Source organism: Pedobacter sp. 01N310, assembly GCF_056399805.1.
In genome coordinates, this window is record NZ_JBFTSB010000008.1 from 25677 (window position 1) to 45938 (window position 20262).

18 protein-coding genes are annotated in these 20262 nt (G+C 37.6%); 14 read left to right on the forward strand and 4 right to left on the reverse strand.

From position 1 onward, the window contains the following. Positions 1–1029 precede the first annotated feature (1029 nt). Positions 1030–1956, reverse strand: coding sequence for an NAD(P)-dependent oxidoreductase (locus AC1DNH_RS16695; RefSeq protein WP_477578377.1), 927 nt, complete (start codon positions 1954–1956; stop codon positions 1030–1032). A 217-nt stretch (positions 1957–2173) separates the two neighbouring features. On the opposite strand from AC1DNH_RS16695, the gene AC1DNH_RS16700 reads away from it, so the two are divergent. From AC1DNH_RS16700 to AC1DNH_RS16715, 4 genes are all read left to right on the forward strand, one after another. Next, positions 2174–4660, forward strand: a complete 2487-nt coding sequence (locus AC1DNH_RS16700) for a TonB-dependent receptor (RefSeq protein ID WP_477609610.1) — start codon at positions 2174–2176, stop codon at positions 4658–4660. 55 nt (positions 4661–4715) lie between these two features. Continuing rightward, positions 4716–7145, forward strand: coding sequence for a TonB-dependent receptor (locus AC1DNH_RS16705; protein ID WP_477578381.1), 2430 nt, complete (start codon positions 4716–4718; stop codon positions 7143–7145). A gap of 28 nt (positions 7146–7173) precedes the next feature. Next, positions 7174–7728, forward strand: coding sequence for an NUDIX domain-containing protein (locus AC1DNH_RS16710; protein WP_477578383.1), 555 nt, complete (start codon positions 7174–7176; stop codon positions 7726–7728). Between the two features lie 254 nt (positions 7729–7982). Continuing rightward, on the forward strand, positions 7983–8741 hold the full coding sequence (locus AC1DNH_RS16715) for a lysophospholipid acyltransferase family protein (protein ID WP_477609606.1): 759 nt from the start codon (positions 7983–7985) through the stop codon (positions 8739–8741). Between the two features lie 138 nt (positions 8742–8879). On the opposite strand, the gene AC1DNH_RS16720 is transcribed toward AC1DNH_RS16715, so the two are convergent. Both AC1DNH_RS16720 and AC1DNH_RS16725 read right to left on the reverse strand, forming a co-directional pair. Beyond that, a complete protein-coding gene (locus AC1DNH_RS16720; RefSeq protein WP_477584550.1) occupies positions 8880–9629 on the reverse strand; it encodes a LytR/AlgR family response regulator transcription factor in 750 nt (249 codons plus the stop codon). A 54-nt stretch (positions 9630–9683) separates the two neighbouring features. Continuing rightward, positions 9684–10718 (reverse strand): sensor histidine kinase, encoded by a 1035-nt coding sequence (locus AC1DNH_RS16725; protein WP_029276706.1) that lies wholly within the window; start codon positions 10716–10718, stop codon positions 9684–9686. Positions 10719–10980: 262 nt separating this feature from the next. Between AC1DNH_RS16725 and AC1DNH_RS16730 the strand changes: the two genes are divergently transcribed. The 4 genes from AC1DNH_RS16730 to AC1DNH_RS16745 all read left to right on the forward strand — a co-directional run bounded on the left by AC1DNH_RS16730 (position 10981) and on the right by AC1DNH_RS16745 (position 14639). After that, positions 10981–11238 (forward strand): hypothetical protein, encoded by a 258-nt coding sequence (locus AC1DNH_RS16730; protein WP_477584549.1) that lies wholly within the window; start codon positions 10981–10983, stop codon positions 11236–11238. Positions 11239–11243: 5 nt separating this feature from the next. Further along, the gene (locus tag AC1DNH_RS16735) at positions 11244–12152 is read left to right on the forward strand and encodes an ABC transporter ATP-binding protein (RefSeq protein WP_029276702.1); all 909 of its coding nucleotides are present in this window, start codon (positions 11244–11246) and stop codon (positions 12150–12152) included. Between the two features lies 1 nt (position 12153). Continuing rightward, positions 12154–12951 (forward strand): ABC transporter permease, encoded by a 798-nt coding sequence (locus AC1DNH_RS16740; protein ID WP_477584548.1) that lies wholly within the window; start codon positions 12154–12156, stop codon positions 12949–12951. A gap of 119 nt (positions 12952–13070) precedes the next feature. Beyond that, on the forward strand, positions 13071–14639 hold the full coding sequence (locus AC1DNH_RS16745; RefSeq protein ID WP_477609993.1) for a M28 family metallopeptidase: 1569 nt from the start codon (positions 13071–13073) through the stop codon (positions 14637–14639). A gap of 97 nt (positions 14640–14736) precedes the next feature. On the opposite strand, the gene AC1DNH_RS16750 is transcribed toward AC1DNH_RS16745, so the two are convergent. Then, entirely contained in the window at positions 14737–14967 is a 231-nt protein-coding gene (locus tag AC1DNH_RS16750) for a response regulator transcription factor (RefSeq protein ID WP_057931491.1), read from the reverse strand. A 291-nt stretch (positions 14968–15258) separates the two neighbouring features. Between AC1DNH_RS16750 and AC1DNH_RS16755 the strand changes: the two genes are divergently transcribed. The 6 genes from AC1DNH_RS16755 (at position 15259) to AC1DNH_RS16780 (ending at position 20257) form a co-directional block, all read left to right on the forward strand. Continuing rightward, on the forward strand, positions 15259–15627 hold the full coding sequence (locus tag AC1DNH_RS16755; RefSeq protein WP_477584766.1) for a hypothetical protein: 369 nt from the start codon (positions 15259–15261) through the stop codon (positions 15625–15627). Between the two features lie 3 nt (positions 15628–15630). Next, positions 15631–16275, forward strand: a complete 645-nt coding sequence (locus AC1DNH_RS16760; protein WP_477584767.1) for a hypothetical protein — start codon at positions 15631–15633, stop codon at positions 16273–16275. After that, positions 16242–17033, forward strand: coding sequence for a sensor histidine kinase (locus AC1DNH_RS16765; RefSeq protein WP_477611571.1), 792 nt, complete (start codon positions 16242–16244; stop codon positions 17031–17033). Before AC1DNH_RS16760 ends, AC1DNH_RS16765 begins: the two co-directional genes overlap by 34 nt. Before the next feature lie 4 nt (positions 17034–17037). Next, on the forward strand, positions 17038–17679 hold the full coding sequence (locus tag AC1DNH_RS16770) for a response regulator transcription factor (RefSeq protein ID WP_477586303.1): 642 nt from the start codon (positions 17038–17040) through the stop codon (positions 17677–17679). A 218-nt stretch (positions 17680–17897) separates the two neighbouring features. Continuing rightward, a complete protein-coding gene (locus AC1DNH_RS16775; protein ID WP_029280636.1) occupies positions 17898–18275 on the forward strand; it encodes a BlaI/MecI/CopY family transcriptional regulator in 378 nt (125 codons plus the stop codon). Then, positions 18272–20257, forward strand: coding sequence for a TonB family protein (locus AC1DNH_RS16780; RefSeq protein ID WP_477625524.1), 1986 nt, complete (start codon positions 18272–18274; stop codon positions 20255–20257). The genes AC1DNH_RS16775 and AC1DNH_RS16780 overlap by 4 nt, the downstream gene beginning before the upstream one ends. Positions 20258–20262: the final 5 nt, after the last annotated feature.

Below are 20262 nucleotides of genomic sequence, written 5' to 3' on the forward strand. Positions count from 1 at the left end.
TTTCCGTGCTTTTTCCCTCGAAAATCTGTTAGGCCGGATAGCAGGATGCAGATAGTATGATGCAGAGACAGGCATCCGTAGATTGATTACTTTGAAACGATGAGGGGCACGCTGGGTTGTCATCTCGACCGTAGTGGAGAGATCTTTGTACTTTCTAATACGGTCGTCATCCGATAGCTATCGGATCCCGCACAGGCGGGAATCTTAAACCATAGGCGGCTAATACATCCGGGCGTTTTGTATTTTGCCTTCCCCCACCATTTTCCATACCCCGATACCGACACAGCTGTGGCCCAAAATAACCCTAGGCTATGTTTCCTTTCACCTTTTATTTAACTATTGTTAACCCGCCAACCTAAAGCGATGCAAATCTTTGACATCGCTGATCTTCAACGTGGTTCTGTTTCAACCAAAGCAAGTCCGAAGCAGTAGGCAAGTAGGTGTACAGCAAGGCATAGCCAAGCCTGGCCAGAAGGTGGCTTGAACGTGGGGTAAATGTGGCGTAAAGGTGGGGTTTAAGGATTTTTAATCAGATCGATTAAATTGAGTAATCATCCTTTTGTTTAACCACAATATACTAAAATTATGGCGATCCAGAATGGAATAATCAAAATTAACGGGCAACTGGGCAATCTTGTTTTTTACAAATGCAGAAGTAACTGCAGGGCAATGCTCAATGTCATTAAGTTAAGCACCATGCCTTTGCCAGTCTGAGCTTGTCGAAGACCTTTTTATAGTCGAAAACAAAAAACATTTGTTCTTCGACAGGCTCTCCGTAGGAGTCCTTTGGACAGGATGACAATATTTTTTGTTTTCTACTTAACTTAATGATATTGGGTAACGCTTCACCCAGGGTTAGATGGCAGAAACAGTTGTTTATTTTAGGGTTTGAGGGTCACAACCGCTCTGTATGAACCCAATGTAATGAATCCCGATGTTAAGTCGGGAGTAATGGAAAGCAGGACAGAACCTCAAATATTAGCAGTGCCCCCTGCGTTCCAAATTAAACTAAGTCAGGGTTATGATTCACTAAAAATTAAGATTCCTTAACTTCTCAGCCAAAACCTCCGAAATTTTCCGGTAAGAATCGAATGTCCAGCCACCAACATGCGGAGTTAAAATCACTTTTTCGTTATTTTTTAGTTCATCATACCAAACCTGTTCGCCCAATGCAGGGAATTTTTCTGTTTGCAGCACATCCAGTCCGGCACCTAAAATCTTTCCACTTTTAATCGCACTCAACACTGCTGGCATATTTACAATTTCTCCCCTTGCGGTATTGATAAAGAAAATGGCCTTTTTAAAATGGAAGAAATACTCATCATCAACCATCTGTCTGGTTTCGGCTGTTAGGGGAATATGCAAGCTCAGTACATCACTGTGTTTCACAATTTCTTCCATGCTTACCTCACGGGCAAACGCATCAGAAAATCCAGTTTTATATTTATCATAGGCCATTACATCAACCTCGAAACCCGCCAGTTTCTTCGCAAAACTCTGCCCCATAAAGCCATAACCAATAATCCCCACCTTTTTGCCTTTCAATTCGTAACCACGGTTACCTTCTCTATCCCACACCCCGTTTCTAATCTCAATATCGGCCCTGCGGAAATTATTCATTAATGATAGTAACAGACCTGTAGCATGTTCGCCAACAGCATCACAATTGCCTTCAGGTGCATTGATCAATTCGATATTTCTTTCAAAAGCAATTTTATCATCAATATTATCTAAGCCAGCCCCTGCTCTTGCCACAAACTTTAAGTTTGGAGCGGCAGCAAAAATTTCGGCGTCTATCCTAAATTTCGTTCTTACTGCAATACCTGTATAATCTTTTATTTTATCTAATGTTTGTTGGCGGGTAATCTGTGGTTCATCATCAACCTGGTAGCCCATAGCAATGGCCTGCTCTTTAAATGCAGGGTGCAAATCATCAACAATTAATATCCTATTCATAATAAACAAAAGTAACATTTTGCAAATTGTTCAATTGTAATATTCTTTTATAGTTTTTGTAAAACTGATGACTGCTGATTGAGAACAGTTAATTGCCGATTAGCCCACAAAAATATTACTATAAAATGGCTGTAATAAAATAGTTACGGCTCCTTAATTAAACTTAGTTGCCGTTACTTTGTCTCCCTTTATAAAACACACGAAATTTTATTTTTTAATGAGACTTTTACAATCGACAACAATACAGATTACCCTTTTACTTTTAAGCTTATCTTTTAGTCTTTTCGCACAAACAAGTGGAAAAGCAAAAATTACCGGAATACTTAAAGACGCAAAAACACAAGAAACCATTCCATTTGCTACCGCTGTTTTAATTGATAAAGCAACAAGCAAAAATGCAAAAATTGCCCAAACAGATGTAAATGGTGCATTTGTAATGGCAGATATCCCCACCGGAACCTTTACCTTTAAAATAAGCTTTGTTGGCTACCAAACCATGGTTAGAGATAACGTGGTAATTACTGCCACCACGGGTACATTAAACTTTGGCGACATTAAAATGAATCCTTCAAAAGGAAATATGCTAAGCGAAATTACCGTAACAGGCCAAAAACAAGGCATGCAAATGGGGATCGACAAAAAGATTTTTGCTGTAGACCAGAGCGTAATCAGCGAAGGTGGCTCAGCAGGCGATTTATTGCAGAATGTTCCTTCAGTTTCTACCGATATGGATGGCAATGTGAGTTTACGTGGCTCTACAGGCGTAAAAGTTTTAATTGATGGAAAACCATCTTTAATTGCCGGCGGTAATGTAGCGCAGATTCTCCAATCGATCCCGGCCAGCTCTATCGAAAGCGTTGAGGTAATTACCAATCCATCGGCTAAATATGATGCAGAAGGTCAATCAGGGATCATCAACATCGTACTGAAGAAAAATACGAAACTTGGCTTTAACGGTTCAGTTGCGCTAACTGCAGGTAACCGTGATAACTATAATGCCAACACTAATTTAAGTTTTCAGAATAGCAAAGTAAACCTTTACGGAAACTATGGCTATCGCTATGGCAACCGTTTGGGTGGCGGTTTCCAGGACATTACCTACAAAACACCAACCAGTTCAACAGCTTTCGCAAATCAGAATACCGTTTCTAATTCTTCCGATAGAGGACACAATGCTAAAGCTGGTTTAGATTATTATTTGGCACCAAAAAGCGTAATCAGCTTATCGGGTGGTTTTAACTCAAGAGAAAATGAGCGGAACGAGCTGCTTGATATTAGACAATTAAGTGCAAACCAGTCACCTGTTTTATTAAGTAACAGAACCAATAATAATGACGGTTATGGAAAAAGTTATGACCTGAATTTAGATTACGTACAGAAGTTTAAAAGACCGAAAGAAGAGTTAACCTTCAACTTTGGTTATTCGTATGGAACAAACAACAACGACCAAACTTACAGCACCAACACCACTAACCGAAATGGTGTGCCGATTGATGAAACCTTAAGTTTACAGCGTGTTTTTAACACTGGCAATAACACCAATTACAACATCCAGACTGATTATGCATTACCTGTTGGTAAAGCCGGTAAAATTGAAGTTGGTTACCGTAGCCAGATCCGCTTAGGAAACAATGATCAATACGCAGATTCGATTCCTACAAATACGAATATTTATGTCAGTAACAATAAGTTAATTAACGGTTTCGATAGTAAGGATCAGGTGCACGCACTTTATTTCAATTACCAGAACCAGATTAAAGATTTTGGTTACCAAATTGGATTAAGAGGAGAAGATGCGCGTTTAAATACGCATTTAGAAGGTTACACGGGTAATGTATTAACCACGGCCGAAGGAAATATCCATTACAAAAGGATATATCCAAGTGTTTTCTTAACGCAAAAATTAAAGGGCGATAATCAACTCCAATTGAGTTATACACGCCGTGTAAACCGCCCTCGCCCCTGGGATACCAATCCATTTTTGGATGTTTCGGATCCTTTAAACTATAGAGGTGGTAACCCGAATTTATTGCCAGAGGATGTACACTCTTTCGAATTGGGATATAGTAAATACTGGAAAAAAGTAACCTTAACCTCGAGTTTGTATTTCCGCCAAACCAATGATGTAATTCAACGGGTAAGAAGTACACCAGTTAATGGGATCATTACTTCAACCCCTCAAAATTTAACGAATCAAATCAATAGTGGTTTAGAGTTAATTGGCCGCTTTGATCTGATTAAAGCTTTAAATTTTACCACCAACGTAAACTTATATCAAGCTAAGTTTGCCGGAGATGCAAGATTTGATATTCCATCGAGCAGTGGATTTAGTTGGAATGCCAACCTAACGGGAAATTTAACCGTTGCAAAAAATGTATCGTTACAGGTACGCGGCGATTATAGAGCACCGGAAGTGATGGCACAGGGAAAACGTAACGCCATGTATGGAATTGACGGCGGAGCCAAATATGATTTCCCGAACAAAAAAGCATCTTTAAGTTTCAATGTTAGAGATGTATTTAACACCAGAAGATGGAGCATGACCACCGAAGATAAGGCAACTATTGTTGATTTCGAACGACAAATGCAGGGAACAATGGGTAACCTAACCTTCTCTTACCGTTTTGGAAAAACAACATTTACGGGTGCTAAAAAGAAGAAAGACGATCAGCAGGATAACCGTCCTGATGAGGGATCATTTTAATAACCTAAGGTGCTTAGAAAAATATTTCTAAGCACCTTTTTTAACTAATCAGATATTGGAAAAACTTTTACCTAAGCTTTGCTTTACCTTATTAATTTTACTCAAGGCCTTTACTGCGCTTGCTGTAGAAAAAGGTGTAATCAGTGGAAAAGTGATTGAAGAAGTTGGTGGATTATCTATTCCATCAGCGGTAATATCTGTTTATATCGATGGATCTGAACAGCCCATAGTTACATCTGCCACAGATGAGGATGGCCATTTTAGTATTAAAAATCTAAAAACAGGAAATTATAGCATTAGGATAAGTTTTGTTGGCTATGCCCCATTAAAAGTAAATGGAATAGCCATAACAGAAAAAGATTTTGATAAAAACCTGGGCGCATTAAAACTAACCTCTGAACAAAATTCTTTGCAGGAAGTAACCATTACCGTCCAAAAACCACCTATCGAATTCGGAGCTGATGGTGTTACCTACAATGTTGGCTCAACACTATTAGCCGAAGGCAGTACCGCAACAGATGTATTAAAAAACGTACCAATGGTGCAGGTAGATATTGATGGCAACGCTACCATTGCAGGAAAAAGAAGTACGAGGGTTTTTATTGATGGTAAACCCTCAGACTATATGACCTCGAACATCGCCGACCTGCTAAATGTGCTACCTTCTGATGCCATCGATAAGATAGAAGTCCTTACCAATCCACCATCTAAATATAGCGGAGATGGCGAAGGCATCATTAACATTGTAATGAAAAAAGGCTTCAAGGTTGGCTTTAACGGTAATGTAGGTGTTTCGAGTGGATTGCAGGGCAACGGTAATACCAACGCCAATGCATCTTACCGCGGAAAATCTTATGCTATAAATGGAAGCGCTGCTTATCGTTATAATGTTGGGAAAGGTGACAGCCACAATTTCCGCGAAAACTTTTTTCCCGATACAACTTTCTATTATGACCAATATGGGGCTTACCGGAACCATAACAACGGTGGAAATTTTAGAATAGGTTTAGATTGGACCATTAGTCCAAAGCAAAGTCTGCGGTTATCAACCAATTACAACCTCAATAATTCAAATTCAAATGCTACAACCGATCTTCATTACTTAAGCGAAGAACGGATAGAAAACCGTCTCCGCAACCAGCATAATACGGGTAAAGGCAATAGCAATAACTTTGTTTTTAATGCCGATTACGATCTTCAGACCGATACCAGCGGAGGTAAAATATCTTTAGGATTAAATTTCAACACCAACAAGAGTATCGATTTTAGGGATTATAGCACCACTTATACTCAACCCAATACATCATCCCCAACTTTACAGCAAAACAATAACAACACCGGAAACAGGGGACTAAACGTAACCTTAGATTACGAAAAACCAATATTCAATAAACGCGACCGCATTGAAGCCGGGCTAGCTTTTAACTACAGAAAGAACGATAACGACTTGTTAATCGAAAATTTTAATTTTGCAACGCAACAGTTTGTGCGTAACAACAAATTATCGAACCAGTTTTTATACAATGAAAATATAGCTGCTGCCTATGCCACCTACAACTACCGGAAGGTTGGCTGGGGTGTTAAAACGGGAGTTAGGGCAGAACTTACAGATGTAGCTTTCGATTTATCAACCGGGCAGAATTATAATGTAAAACCTTATTTGAGCGTTTTCCCTAATTTATCTTTAAATCGATTTTACCGCAAACGGTACAATATTGGTGCTACCTATAGCATCCGTGTAAACCGGCCAAGAGAAAATACCTTGAACCCACAGGTTAATAATGTTGATACACTTAATATCTCCTACGGGAATCCTAATCTATCGCCAGCTTACACCCACCAGTTTGATATTAATTTTGGGGCTTTTGGCCAGAAATGGTCATTCAACCCGCGGCTTTCTTATTCTACCAGTCAAGGAGTTATAGAACGCTACCGCACGGTAACGTTAATTCCAGGCTCCAATACAGCCAGATCTGAAAGCACTTACGATAATGTCGGCACCAATAATTCGCTATCGCTTATCCTAATCGGGAATTATCGCCCTACCAATAAGATATCAGCCAATGGAAATTTCAGTGTGATCCAAAGTAATTATAAATCGCAATTAAACAGTTCGCTAAACCGTGATGGTTTGAGTTTTAGAGGGGCAATTGGCCTATCGATGCAGTTACCGCTTAAAACGGCTTTCGAATCGAACTTAAATTATGCCAACAATACTAATGCGCAAGGCCGGAGCAAAGGTTCCATTACTTCTAATTTCTCGGCCAGGAAAGTCTTTTTTGGTAACCGGTTAAACCTTCGCGTAACAATAAATGATATTTTAGGAAACAGGACCAATACCTTTTACAATGAAGGCCAGAATTTCAGGTTGGAGAATTATTCAACCAATAACACGCAGAATTTCACTTTTAGCCTAAATTATCGTTTCACTAAAATTACCGTAAATAAAATTCCACCACCGCCGCCTCCTGCAAAACCACAGTAAGATAAAATCATATTGCTTATCTTGCACCATGGAAGAGATCAACCCTTGGAAAACACTAGAGAGCGAGGTAAAGTACGATAACAACTGGATTCGCTTAACCGAACATCAGGTGATTAACCCCTCTGGCGGAAAAGGAATTTATGGTACCGTTCATTTTAAAAACCTGGCGATCGGAATCCTCCCACTAGATGAAAATTACAATACCTGGTTGGTTGGTCAATATCGGTATGCCCTAAACGCTTACAGCTGGGAAATTCCCGAAGGTGGTGGCCCATTTCACGAAGCATCGCTAGAAAGCGCCAGAAGGGAATTATTGGAAGAAACGGGCATGAGCGCCAGAAACTGGAAAGAGATCCAAAGAATACATTTATCTAACTCTGTGAGCGATGAACTGAGCATAATCTATGTTGCTACTGGTTTAATTCAAGGTATCGCGATGCCAGAAGAAACGGAACAACTCGTGGTAAAAAAATTGTCCTTTGATGAAGCTTATCAAATGGTTTTGAATGGAGAGATTACCGATTCGATAAGCGTTGCCGCAATTTTAAGAGCAAAACTGATGATAATGAACGGCGAATTATAGAATAATATATTAAGATTCCCTCATAACGATTAACCTAGATTCCGTCATTTCGAGCGCAGTGCAGCGTAGTCGAGAAATCTTTCAATGCGCATAAATTAAATCAATTTTAAAGGTTCCTCCGCAACGGTCGGAATGACGACAAATACATGTTTACAGCTTTAAACCTTTTGCAATTTGTGATGCACCAAGTTGTAATTGCGATAATCAAACCAGAATAATTTATTATTATCTTTGCTATCTATTAAATCAACCAGATGAGCAAGCTTTTCGGATATATTTTAAGCCCTATTTTTTATATTTTCTTTGGATTAACACTTTGTATCTTCCATCCTATACAATGGATTTGCTTTAAGCTTTTTGGTTATAAAGCGCATAAAGTTTCGGTAGATATCCTTAACTTTTTCCTAACCTACTGCCAGATCTTTCTATTCAATTCAATCAGTTTTAAGAATGAACACGATTTACCGACAGATAGACCAATTATTTTTGCCGCAAACCACCAGAGTATGTACGATATCCCTTCGTTAATTTGGTTTTTAAGGAAACATAGTGCAAAATTTATCTCTAAAATTGAGCTTACCAAAGGTATTCCATCCATATCCATTAACCTGCGTTTAGGCGGTGGGGCAAACATCAACCGAAAAGATAACAAACAAGCCATTTCCGAAATCATTAAACTTGGCCGTAGAATGAAAGAAAACAACTGGAGTACTGTTATTTTCCCAGAGGGAACCCGGGCGAAAGATGGTCAGCTGAAAACATTCCAATTTGGAGGTATTGCTACCATATTAAAAGTAGTACCCAATGCTTTGGTCGTTCCGGTGGCCATAGAAAATTCGTGGAAAATTGTTCGTTTTGGCATGTTTCCATTAACCACTGGCAATGCGCTAAAATGGACAGTTTTAAAACCGATAGAACCGGGCTTAAAAACACCAAATGATATTACGCTTGAGGTAGAAAACGAAATCAGGAAAGTTTTAGGTCAACCAATGGAACAGGCTGCTACTTTATAATTTTTATTAATCTCTTTAAAGATCCTTCGACTCCGCTCAGGATGACAATCGCGGCAGGATCATTCCGTGGTTTCTGTGCTTCCGTGGCAATTAAAAGGTTAATTGTTTGAACTGGCTAAGCGCCTAACGCCATACGCTCTAAATGTTCTTATTTCCGATCACCCTGAAAAATTCATCGCGGTAAGTATCGCCAACAGGGATAATCTTTTGATTGATGGTAATGCGGCTACGCTCAATACTTTCAATTTTATCAACAGCCACAATATAAGATTTGTGCACCCTGATAAACTGACCTTGAGGCAAAGCTTCTTCCATCTTCTTCATACTCTGTAGCGTAATTACACGCTCATCTTTCGTAAATATCGAGATATAATCTTTTAAACCTTCTATAAATAAAATATTATGCAGATAGATTTTTTGAATCTTGTGCTCTGTTTTAACGAAAATATAATCCTGAACAGGATTTGCTGAACCAGAAAACGGTGCAGGTGTAATGATGGGCTGTGCTACACTTGCAGGGGCTTCAACCGGTTTTACCTGATTATGTACTTTTTCTACCGCCTTATAAAAACGGTCGAATGCAATTGGCTTTAACAGGTAATCCGAAACATTTAGGTCGTAACTTTCTAAAGCATACTGTGGGTAAGCGGTAGTTAATATATAGTGGCATTTATTGCCAGCAATTTTTAAAAACTGGATTCCGGTCAGCTCAGGCATTTGAATATCTAAAAACACAAGATCAATCCCTCCGCCCTGAACAATCTGCAAAGCTTCAATAGGGTTTTCGCACCTTTTAACCATGGTTAAAAAAGGCACTTTCGAAATATAATCCTGTAAAATATCAAGCGCTAAAGGCTCATCATCAACAACAATACAGTTTAAGTTCATTTTAGGTTATTATTTTAATTAATGATTTTATCCGGGCTATGGTTAGTTAACGGATTATATGTCAATCATCAGTTCACAGGTATAATGAGTAGCCGAATTTACAACATTTAATTTATATCTATCAGGATAAACCAATTGTAACCGTCGTTCTACATTGGTTAAACCAACCCCTCCCTGCGCATCTTTGTTCTGTTGGTTCTTTTTATTTACTACACTAAAATGCAAAATCTTCTGGTTGGCAATGATATTGATTTTTACCGGTTCGGCCGGATCAGTTACTACCCCATGTTTAAATGCATTTTCTACAAATGAAATCAACATTAAAGGAACAATTTTTTGATTGTCAATTTCGCCGTTTAAGGTAAGCTCGATATAGGCACCATCTTTAAACCTTATTTTTTGCAATTCGATATAACTGGTTAAATAGTCTACTTCTTTGCTTAGCGCTACCGTTGGCGTATTGCTCTCATAAATCATGTAACGCATAATTTCCGAAAGCTTCATAATGGCATCGGCAGTTTTATCCGATTTTTGATAGGCTAGTGAATAGATGTTATTAAGCGAATTAAAAAGAAAATGCGGGTTTAGCTGCGATTTTAAAAACTGGAGTTCCATTTCGCGGCGTTCGCTTTCTAAATTCCGCTGGATCCTTTCGCTTGCAAACCAATCGATCGTAAATTTGATAATACAGCTGCAGATTAAGAAAAAACCTGATAGGAAAGTAACCATGATCACAAAATTATGAACAGGTATGTCCATACGTTTTCCTTTGGCATTTACTGCAGTTAACACATCATCCGGATACAATACCGCTATGGCTGTTTTAGCAACAACAGACACCGCAATTAATAATAGAAATGCTAATACGTATATAAAATATTTCTTCCTCTTCTTGATCAGTTCAGGAATTAAGAAAATATAATTAATGTAGAAAATTGAAATATTGATTATTCCATATACCACATAGCTGATAAAATAATCTTTAGCTGTATGTATTGAAGTATCAAAAATATTCATCCCAACAATTAGCATTACAATAATTGTCCAAAAAATAGCATGTAATATTAAAGGCCCCTTACTTTGTTTCATTAGAAATATATTAAATGGTTATGAAAGCTGATATCCGTTTAATAGACACATATTCTTTCATGCATCCAAAATAAATAAAGTTTTATCGATTTACTTACACAATCTACCAACGGGCATTTTTTTTCTACCAACGGCCCAATAGGCAAATTTTATCGACAAACGCCAAAAATGTCTGTTGATCTAGAATCTTGAACACTTGGTATAATAGATTTTAGCAGGTTGTTTTTCTTGAGTTTCTTTGAATCATCAAAACGAAAACAAAATGAAAACATCATCAGCAATTAACTTAAAAAATCAAACAGTAATTACTGATGGTATTTTCGCAACCGCTCAAATAAAACTATCGATCATGAAAAAGTTAGCAAACACATCACCATTTTTACTTTTATTATTACCTGTATTTATGATGATTATTTTAACACTTACCGTTAGCACCAATCAGAATGATGCAGAAATAGTTGTAAAACCTACAAAAACACCTGGTTCTGTTGTGAAACAAGTAACTGCTATTTTTAAATAGAAACAATGGGTAATTACGCTATCGAAACAGTAGGTTTAAACTTTAACTTCGGCAACCAGGTTATTGTAAAAGATCTCTCACTACAAGTACCAAAAGGCAGCATTTACGGCTTCTTAGGTCCAAATGGGGCTGGAAAAACAACTACTATAAAAATCTTGCTTAACCTGCTCAAATCGCCTTCTGATCAGGTTTTTATATTCGGTAAAGAAATAAACAGTAACCGTATAGCTACCCTTAAACGCATTGGCGCTCTAGTAGAACAGCCAGCCATTTATGGGCATTTAACAGGGAAAGAAAACCTCATTAACCGCTGTATTCTGTTAGGCATAAAAAAAACGAAAGCTGATGAAATGCTGTCACTAGTAGGTTTGACAGAAGCAGCAAATAAAAAAGCCAGTAAATATTCGTTAGGTATGAAACAACGGCTAGGCATTGCGCAAGCACTAATTTCAGACCCAGAATTACTCCTGCTGGATGAGCCTACAAATGGTTTAGATCCAAATGGCATTATTGAGGTCCGGAACCTCATGATCGATTTAGCTACAAAACACCAAAAAACAATATTGGTTTCAAGCCACTTATTGGCAGAAATAGAAAGAACAGCAACCCATGTTGGCATTATAAACAAAGGTCAACTATTATTTCAAGGCACCATTAACGAACTTCATTTACTGAGCAAACCTGTGCTCGAAATCGAAGTCGACAAGATCGAAAGCGCAAGTTCCCTTTTAACCAAGTCGGGTTATGAAATTATAGCAAAAACCGAAAAGATAATTACTATACCATTTACTTCATCACAAAAAAGTGGAGAACTAAATACATTACTTATCCAAAATGGTTTTACTGTAAGCAGTCTTTACCAGCAAAGAAAAGACCTCGAAAATTTATTCCTTGATATTACCAAAACAAACTAACATGCACGCTCTTTATATTTCTTTAGTATCAGAATTTTACAAATCCAGAAAAACCTTAGCTTTCTGGGCAGCGATATTATTACCAGTTATTATATGCGGGTTGATCAGCTTTGGTTTTTATTCCGACGCTGAGAAAATCATCGCCAACCATTATCCTCCAATGATATTATGGGCACATTACAGTGGAGCAGCACTCGGCGTAATGGGATTCTTAATAATGCCCTTCTATGTTATATTCATGGCCTTTTCGGTCAATAATATCGAACATAAAAACGATACCTGGAAAATGTTATTTGCCCAACCCTTAAATAAATTTTCGATTTATGCGGCTAAATACCTGTATGCTGTGTTGTTAATATTTATCTGTTTATTCCTATTTGCTACACTTACTTACGCCTTTGGCCACTTATTACAGGTATTGGTGCCTAAGCTTAATTTTAATCAGTACAACCCGCTAAATATCCTGGTTAACTCTTACGGCAAATTATTCTTATCATCTTTAGGCATTTTATCGCTACAGTTCATATTAAGCCTGCTATGGAGCGATTTTCTTAAGCCGATGGGCATTGGCTTTATTGGAACCATTATGGGCATTATTACCGCAAATGTAGGGTGGAAATATGCTTACCTGATCCCTTATTCATTACCTGCTCTGTCTTTAAAGATGACTAAGGTAAAAAAAGGAGGCGATCCGCTGGATTTTCCGGTTTTTACGCAGGAAATATGGACAAGCTTGATTTATGCTTTGGTTCTTTTCATTATTGGCTATTTTATTGTAACCAAAAAGAGCATAAAATAGTTTCAATCTGTAAATTTCTTGTACCAGACAATGCGATATGTAAAAATCTCATTGGATAATAATTTGAAGTGGTTTAAAGTGTATTTTAGATCAAAATCAACCACCAAATTATTCATAAAATGATCAAAAAATTTACAATCACCGCATTGGCCTTTGGCCTGTGCTTTTCAGCTTTTGCGCAAGACACCCCTGACGCAGCTGTAGTACAAAAAATAAGAAAGGAAGGTTTAGAAAATTCGAAGGCAATGGATATTGCTTTTAATTTAACTGATGTAAGCGGTCCCCGTTTATCAAACTCTCCGGGATTAAAAAAAGCACAGGATTGGGCTGTGAAGCAACTAAGCGATTGGGGATTAAAAAATGTACATCTTGAAGCCTGGGGAACTTTCGGTAAAGGCTGGCAGATAGACAAATACTATGCCGCCACTACACTTCCTTACTATCATGCCATTATTGCCTCTCCTAAAGCATGGACACCTGGTACAAATGGCCCGATCAAATCGCAGGTCATTTTAATCAAGGCCGATAGTGTTGCCGATTTAGCAAAATATAAAGGCAAATTGGCCGGAAAAATCGTTATGATGGATCAGGGTACCCCTCTAACAAGTGGCATTAAGCCCGATTTTCTGCGCTATGCCGATACTACCCTGGCACAAATGGCCGCAGCAAAACCACAACCTGCAGGCCCAAGACAACGCCCTAATGGCGGGCCAATGGCCGATAGAATGGCACAGATGATGAAAATGCGTGAAATCCGTGCGGCAATGAGTGCCATGCTGGTAGAAGAAAAAGTAGGTTTAATTTTAACTTATGCCCGTGGAGGACAGGGGACGTTTTTCACCAGTAACGGTGCTTCTTATGCTTTGGATGCAAAACCGGTATCGCCTGAACTTGAAGTTGCAGCAGAAGATTTCTTGCATATATTGCGTCTTTTACGTGCTGGCAAGCCTGTAGAAATTGAAGCTGACATCAAAACCTCATTTTACGATCAGGATCCTCAAGGATATAATGTAATTGCCGAAATACCTGGGACCGATAAAAAACTAAAAGATGAAGTGGTAATGATTGGCGGGCACTTCGATTCGTGGCATGCGGCAACGGGCGCTACAGATAATGCAGCAGGTTCTACCGTAATGATGGAAGCCATGCGTATTTTAAAAGCGATAGATTTTAAACCAAAGCGCACCATCCGTATTGCACTTTGGAGCTCAGAAGAGCAAGGTTTATTTGGATCGAGGGGTTATGTGGCAAAACATTTTGGCGATCCGAAAACCATGGTATTAACACCAGACCAGAAAAAAATATCAGCTTATTACAACCTCGATAATGGAACAGGAAAAATCCGCGGCGTTTACTTACAGGGCAATGCAGCCGCTGGTCCAATTTTTCAAAGTTGGTTAACACCTTTTAACGATCTTGGCGCTACCACCATCACCATTAATAACACAGGCGGTACCGATCACCAAGCCTTTGATGCCGTAGGTATCCCAGGTTTCCAGTTTATTCAGGATCCTGCCGATTACAATACCCGTACCCACCATAGCAATATGGATACTTATGATAGGCTTGTTGAGGATGATTTAAAACAGGCAGCAACCATTATCGCTTCTTTTGTTTACAATACTTCGCAGCGCGAGGCACAGATCCCAAGAAAAGAACTACCTGCTCCACAACCCGCAAGACCTTAAAGCAATATAGTATATAAACAAAAGCCTGCTGATTTGACTTTAGTATCAAATAGCAGGCTTTGCTGTTTAGAATGAGAGGTTATGCGTATCTTAACCTTTATAAGGATAATATTCTTTCTTTAAAGGCCCAAACAATTAATTGATAAGAATTTTTAAGATCGAGCTTTCTTACCATATTTCTTCGGTGCGTATTAACGGTATGCTCGCTGATAAAAAGCATTTCGCCAATTTCTTTACTGTTGTACCCCATCGATAACAAGTGTACAATTTCAACTTCCCTTTCGCTGATCGAACTGTGATTTTCCCGTAACAGGATATTGTTTATCATTTTTGAAAGAATTAAATGGTTAATGTTTCTATAATCAAGCTCTATTAAAAAATCAGACTTGTTTTAAAATAAGTTCAAAATATTTGTTTTAATAGGGCCCACGGCATTCATCGTTTACAATCACAAATTATTCAGCTGTTATTGTATACCAAAAGTAGTGGTACGTCGCAATTCGCCGTTAGCGCAAAACGCCTTAAATGAAAGGGTATTTTTACGGTATTTTAATTGCAAATAGCTCTTGCCGAAACCCTTATTATTATCGATTTTTAGAGAAAATCAAACAATAAATTTATGAGTCAAAAATTAAATTCGGAACCTATCGATAAGAAGGTTGCGCAGGCCATGGTTGATGCCTATGCTGTCGAGGCAAGAAAATTCCCACAATCTTTCACTAAAGCAGTATGGTTTCCGGCAGAACAGATAATGGAAATTGCAAAATTAATGAGCGAAGGAAAATATGATGGGTTAAGGCTCTATTTTGCGCAATATACCGATGTTTTACCTGAAGGGGTAAAAAGTGGGTATGCAGGTAAAAACACTTTGTTATTGGTACCCACTATGGCATGCGAAAGCAATGATGAAGAGCATCAGGATAACCTTGATGACATAGGAAACAGAGGTCAGGGCTGTCCAGAATTTTGTGAAGGCACACAATTATAAAGCATGAGGTACTTAACTCCTATATTTATAGCAGAAGTTATCTGTTTTATAGCTGCTATTGCAATCATATGGAAAGATAAACATGCTTTTGGGAAAGTAATTACCTGTTATTTAGCCATTGCATTAGTTACTGAGGAAGCCGCTGCCTATCTGGCTATAAGAGGTATACACAATTTATGGCTATTTAATATTTATATTGTTTTTGAAATCAGCGCAATATTATATGGCCTTTACCATTGTATCAAAAAATATACTAATCCCAAATCTATATTTATTATAGGTTTGGGCATTATAGTCCTTACCTATATTTTCTTTTTAACCACCCAACCGTTTACCAATTTAAACACCATTACAATTAGTGTGATGTCTGTCATTTTCACGCTTTATTGCCTTTACTACTATTATTTGTTGTTAAAAGATGAAAACTTTATCGAAATCAAAACTCATCCTGAATTTTGGTGGGTAACAGGAGTCTTGTTTTATTACTTTGGAAGTACCATGTCGAATATTTTTGATGGGTTATTTACGGTTAAAATTATAGGCTTTGCTTTAAAATTCCTTATTTATATCCTGTTAAACCTTATTTTATATAGCTTTTGGTTATATTCCTTTATATGCAGAATGAAACAACAAAAATTGCAATCTTAGTTGCCATTGCAACTTTGGTATTTCTTCTTATGCCTGTTTTTTTGATTTTATATATCAGATCTTATACCAGGCATAAAAAGAACCATTTTCTGGAAAAGCAGAATATGCAGCAAAAATTTGAGTCCGAAATGCTTCAAACCCGCGTTGAAGTACAAGATCAAACGATGCAAAGTATAGCCACAGAATTACATGATAATGTTGGCCAGTTGCTCAGCCTTACCACACTCACCTTAAACTCTGTAAATTTAAACGATGGGGAAAAGGCCAAAAAGAAAATCGACAATTCGTTAGCACTGGTTAACAAATCTATTAAAGAATTAAGGGAGTTGGCAAAACTATTACATGGCGAGCAACTGGTAGAAAACGGCATTGGCCACGCAATTGATCAGGAAATTAACTGGTTGAATAAAGCTGGTTCTTATGAACTAAAAATTAACAATCAATTAATCGATCTGCAAATTACATCGCCGAACAAAGATTTAATCATTCTCCGTTTATTGCAAGAAATCATCAATAACATCATAAAGCATGCCCAGGCAACCGATATTCAAATCGATTCGCATCTGGCAGACAATACTATATATTTAAGGGTTTCCGAAAATGGGATTGGTTTTAACCCCGAAGAAATTAGATCAAAAAAATCAGGAATGGGACTAAATTCTATTTATAAAAGAATTGAGATGATCAATGGAAAATTAATATTAAATTCGACTCCAGGCGAAGGCACTTCCATTTCAATAGAAGTTCCATACCCTTAATTGTATGCAAGAACAAAGTATCTCTATCGCTATTGTTGATGACCACACGCTTTTCCGTTCCGGATTGGCCAGCCTATTGGAAGAATTTGACGAAATAAATGTCACGTTTGAGGCTGTGAACGGATTAGATCTACAGTCTAAAATAAACAACCACAAACACGTTCAACTGGTGCTAATGGACATTAATATGCCGGTAATGGACGGCTTTGCAGCAACTAAATGGGTTAAAACCAATCATCCGAATGTACATGTGCTTGCATTAAGTATGCTCGAAGATGAAAAAGCGATTATCGGGATGCTTAAAGCCGGTGCCGGAGGCTATATGCTTAAAGAATCAACCCCATCCGATCTGCTAACCGCAATTAAAGTAATAGTAGATAAAGGTTTTTATGTAAATGAATTGGTATCGGGCAGGCTTTTGGTGGCGCTGAAAGACAGTGATCAAAAACCGGTATTCTCTGCAAGAGAACTTACATTTTTACAATATTGCAGTACTGAACTTACTTATAAGGAAATTGCAGACCTCATGAATGTTAGTCCGCGCACAGTAGATAACTACCGGGAATCTCTTTTTGCAAAGCTGAATATTAAATCGCGCACGGGATTAGTGGTATATGGCATCAAAAACAACCTGATTACAATATAGTCCTCATTTTCGCAGGATAACCACAATCGACTGATTTACAGAAATTACGAATTCAAATTCAATACTTTTCTTAAAGTAAAACCTTAAAAGGGAACAAAAAGTCGTTCTCGTTAATTTTTCTAATAATTTATTCAATAAAATTTGGATAACTAACTAATTAGTTTTAACTTTAGTTAAGGCAAAGTAATTTGTCATCATCCTTATTATTATTAACTATTATGGAAATTAAAGATTTAACCAAAGCCGAAGAACAGATTATGCAGGTTTTATGGCAATTGGAAAAAGCATTCGTCAAAGAAGTTATTGATGAACTCCCCCTCCCTAAACCTGCGTACAATACCGTATCAACCATTATTAGAATTTTAGAAACTAAAGGTTTTATTGGTCATGAAGCCTTCGGTAAGGCCCATCAATATCATCCTTTAATCAGTAGAGAAGAATATAAACGCCATGCAACAGAAAAATTGTTGGGCAATTACTTCGAAAATTCGGTAGAGAGTATGTTCTCTTTCTTCGTTAAAGAAGAAAAACTGGATTTAAGCGATGTTGATGAAATTTTAAAAATGATTAATAAAATTAAACATAAGCCAAAATGAGTTTTGCCCACTACCTATTACAGGTGAACTTATACTTAATTGTTTTTTTCGGTTTTTACAAATTACTGTTAGATAAGGAGACCTACTTCACTTTAAACCGCATTTATTTAGTAGCTGCGGGCGTTTTGTCGTTATCTATACCATTTATTCGTTTAGAATGGCTAACGGAGCAGAAAGCGGCGCAACAGGTTTATACTTCAGTTAATTGGGAAGCCGTATTAGCACAAGCAACGATTGTAACGGAGCGCAATACCGGTTTTAACTGGGGCAATGCATTCGTTTACATCTATTGCGCTGGTATTTTGTTTTTCTTAGGTAGATTGGTGTTTAACCTATTAGCGGTTAAAAAACTCATTTCAATAAGCAAGGCTGGCTCGGCTTTCTCTTTTTTTGGCAAAAAAGTAATTGATCAGGAATTGCCACAAATGGATGTGATTGATATTCATGAAGAAGCACACATCAAACAATGGCATACCGTAGATATTTTATTTTTCGAAATTATAGGGATTATCACCTGGTTAAACCCTGTGATTTACCTTTATAAAAAAGCAATTAAAAATATCCACGAGTTTTTAGCTGATGAACTTGCTGCCGAATTTCAGGGTGATAAGGCAGAATATGCGATGTTATTGCTAAGTAAGTCGTTCGGCATTTCGCCAAATGCCTTAACAAATGGCTTTTTAGAAAAATCATTGATCAAAAAAAGAATTTTCATGCTTCATAAAGAGCGGTCTAAAAAGATCGCTATTATGAAGTATGGAATTTTTATCCCTTTATTTGCCCTTCTGATTGTGTTTTCGTCGGCTACTGTCCGCAAAAATGAGAAGTTGTTATCCATTACCGATCAAATCCCTTTAGAGAAACCGATTGAGATTGTAGAAAACATGGTTACAACACCTGAGAAAATAATTGTAGCACCTAAAATTTCAGTTGATGGCAAAACAGATGCAAACTGGAAAGGATTTTACCAGTTTCTATTAAGAAATATTAAATACCCAGGCGCAGCCAGCAGTGATGAGGTACAAGGTAATGCCCAGATAAAATTTAATCTAAAAGGCGGCAGGGTTACCAATATTACATCGAATGTAGAACTGGGGGCAGGCTGCGATGAAGAAGTGATGAAAGCAATTTTATCCTATAAAGGATTTAAAACTGTAGCAGATGGCAAATATGCTTTAACGGTAAGTTTTAAAATTCCAGAATCTTCAGAAGAGTTTAAGAATAAATTATTGCCTAAATCGGATGGATATGTAAATCTGAACAAGATTAACATTATATCTTATCTTCCTAAAACCACTGAAACTGAAACCGGTGCCGTTAAATCTGAAAATACAGATAAAGTGTATGATTTCGTTTCAATCGAGAAACAACCGGAGTTTCCGGGCGGTATAGCCAAGTTTTATAAATACCTGAGTGGCAGCATCAGGTATCCAAAAATGGCGCAGGAGAATAATGTGCAAGGTAAAGTTTTCCTCAGCTTCGTGGTTGAAAAAGATGGCTCTTTAACAGATGTCCAAATCACACGGGGTTTAGGAAGTGGTACCGATGAAGAAGCGATGAGGGTTATAAAAGAATCGCCAAAATGGAACCCGGGCATCCAAAATGGTTTAGCTGTGAGGGTAAAATACAACATCAATGTTAATTTCACACTCAATGACCCCGCTAAAGAAACTAAAACAAGCAGTATACCAACAAACCGGATCACCTTTAAAGATGGCATAAATCAAGAAGCATTGATCATCTTAGATGGTGTGAGGTTGCCAAACAATAGCCAATTGAGTACTATAAATCCAAATAATATAGAATCAATTTCTGTTTTAAAAGATCAGGCAGCTGTTAGTCTTTATGGGCCAAGAGCCAAAACGGGTGTAATTCTAATTACAAGTAAAGGGTCTAAAAATAGTGCTTTCAGACCATTGGATGCAAAGGAACTTACTATCGACAAAACTTCTAATTTTTTTGAACTTAAAAGAAAATTCTAACCAAA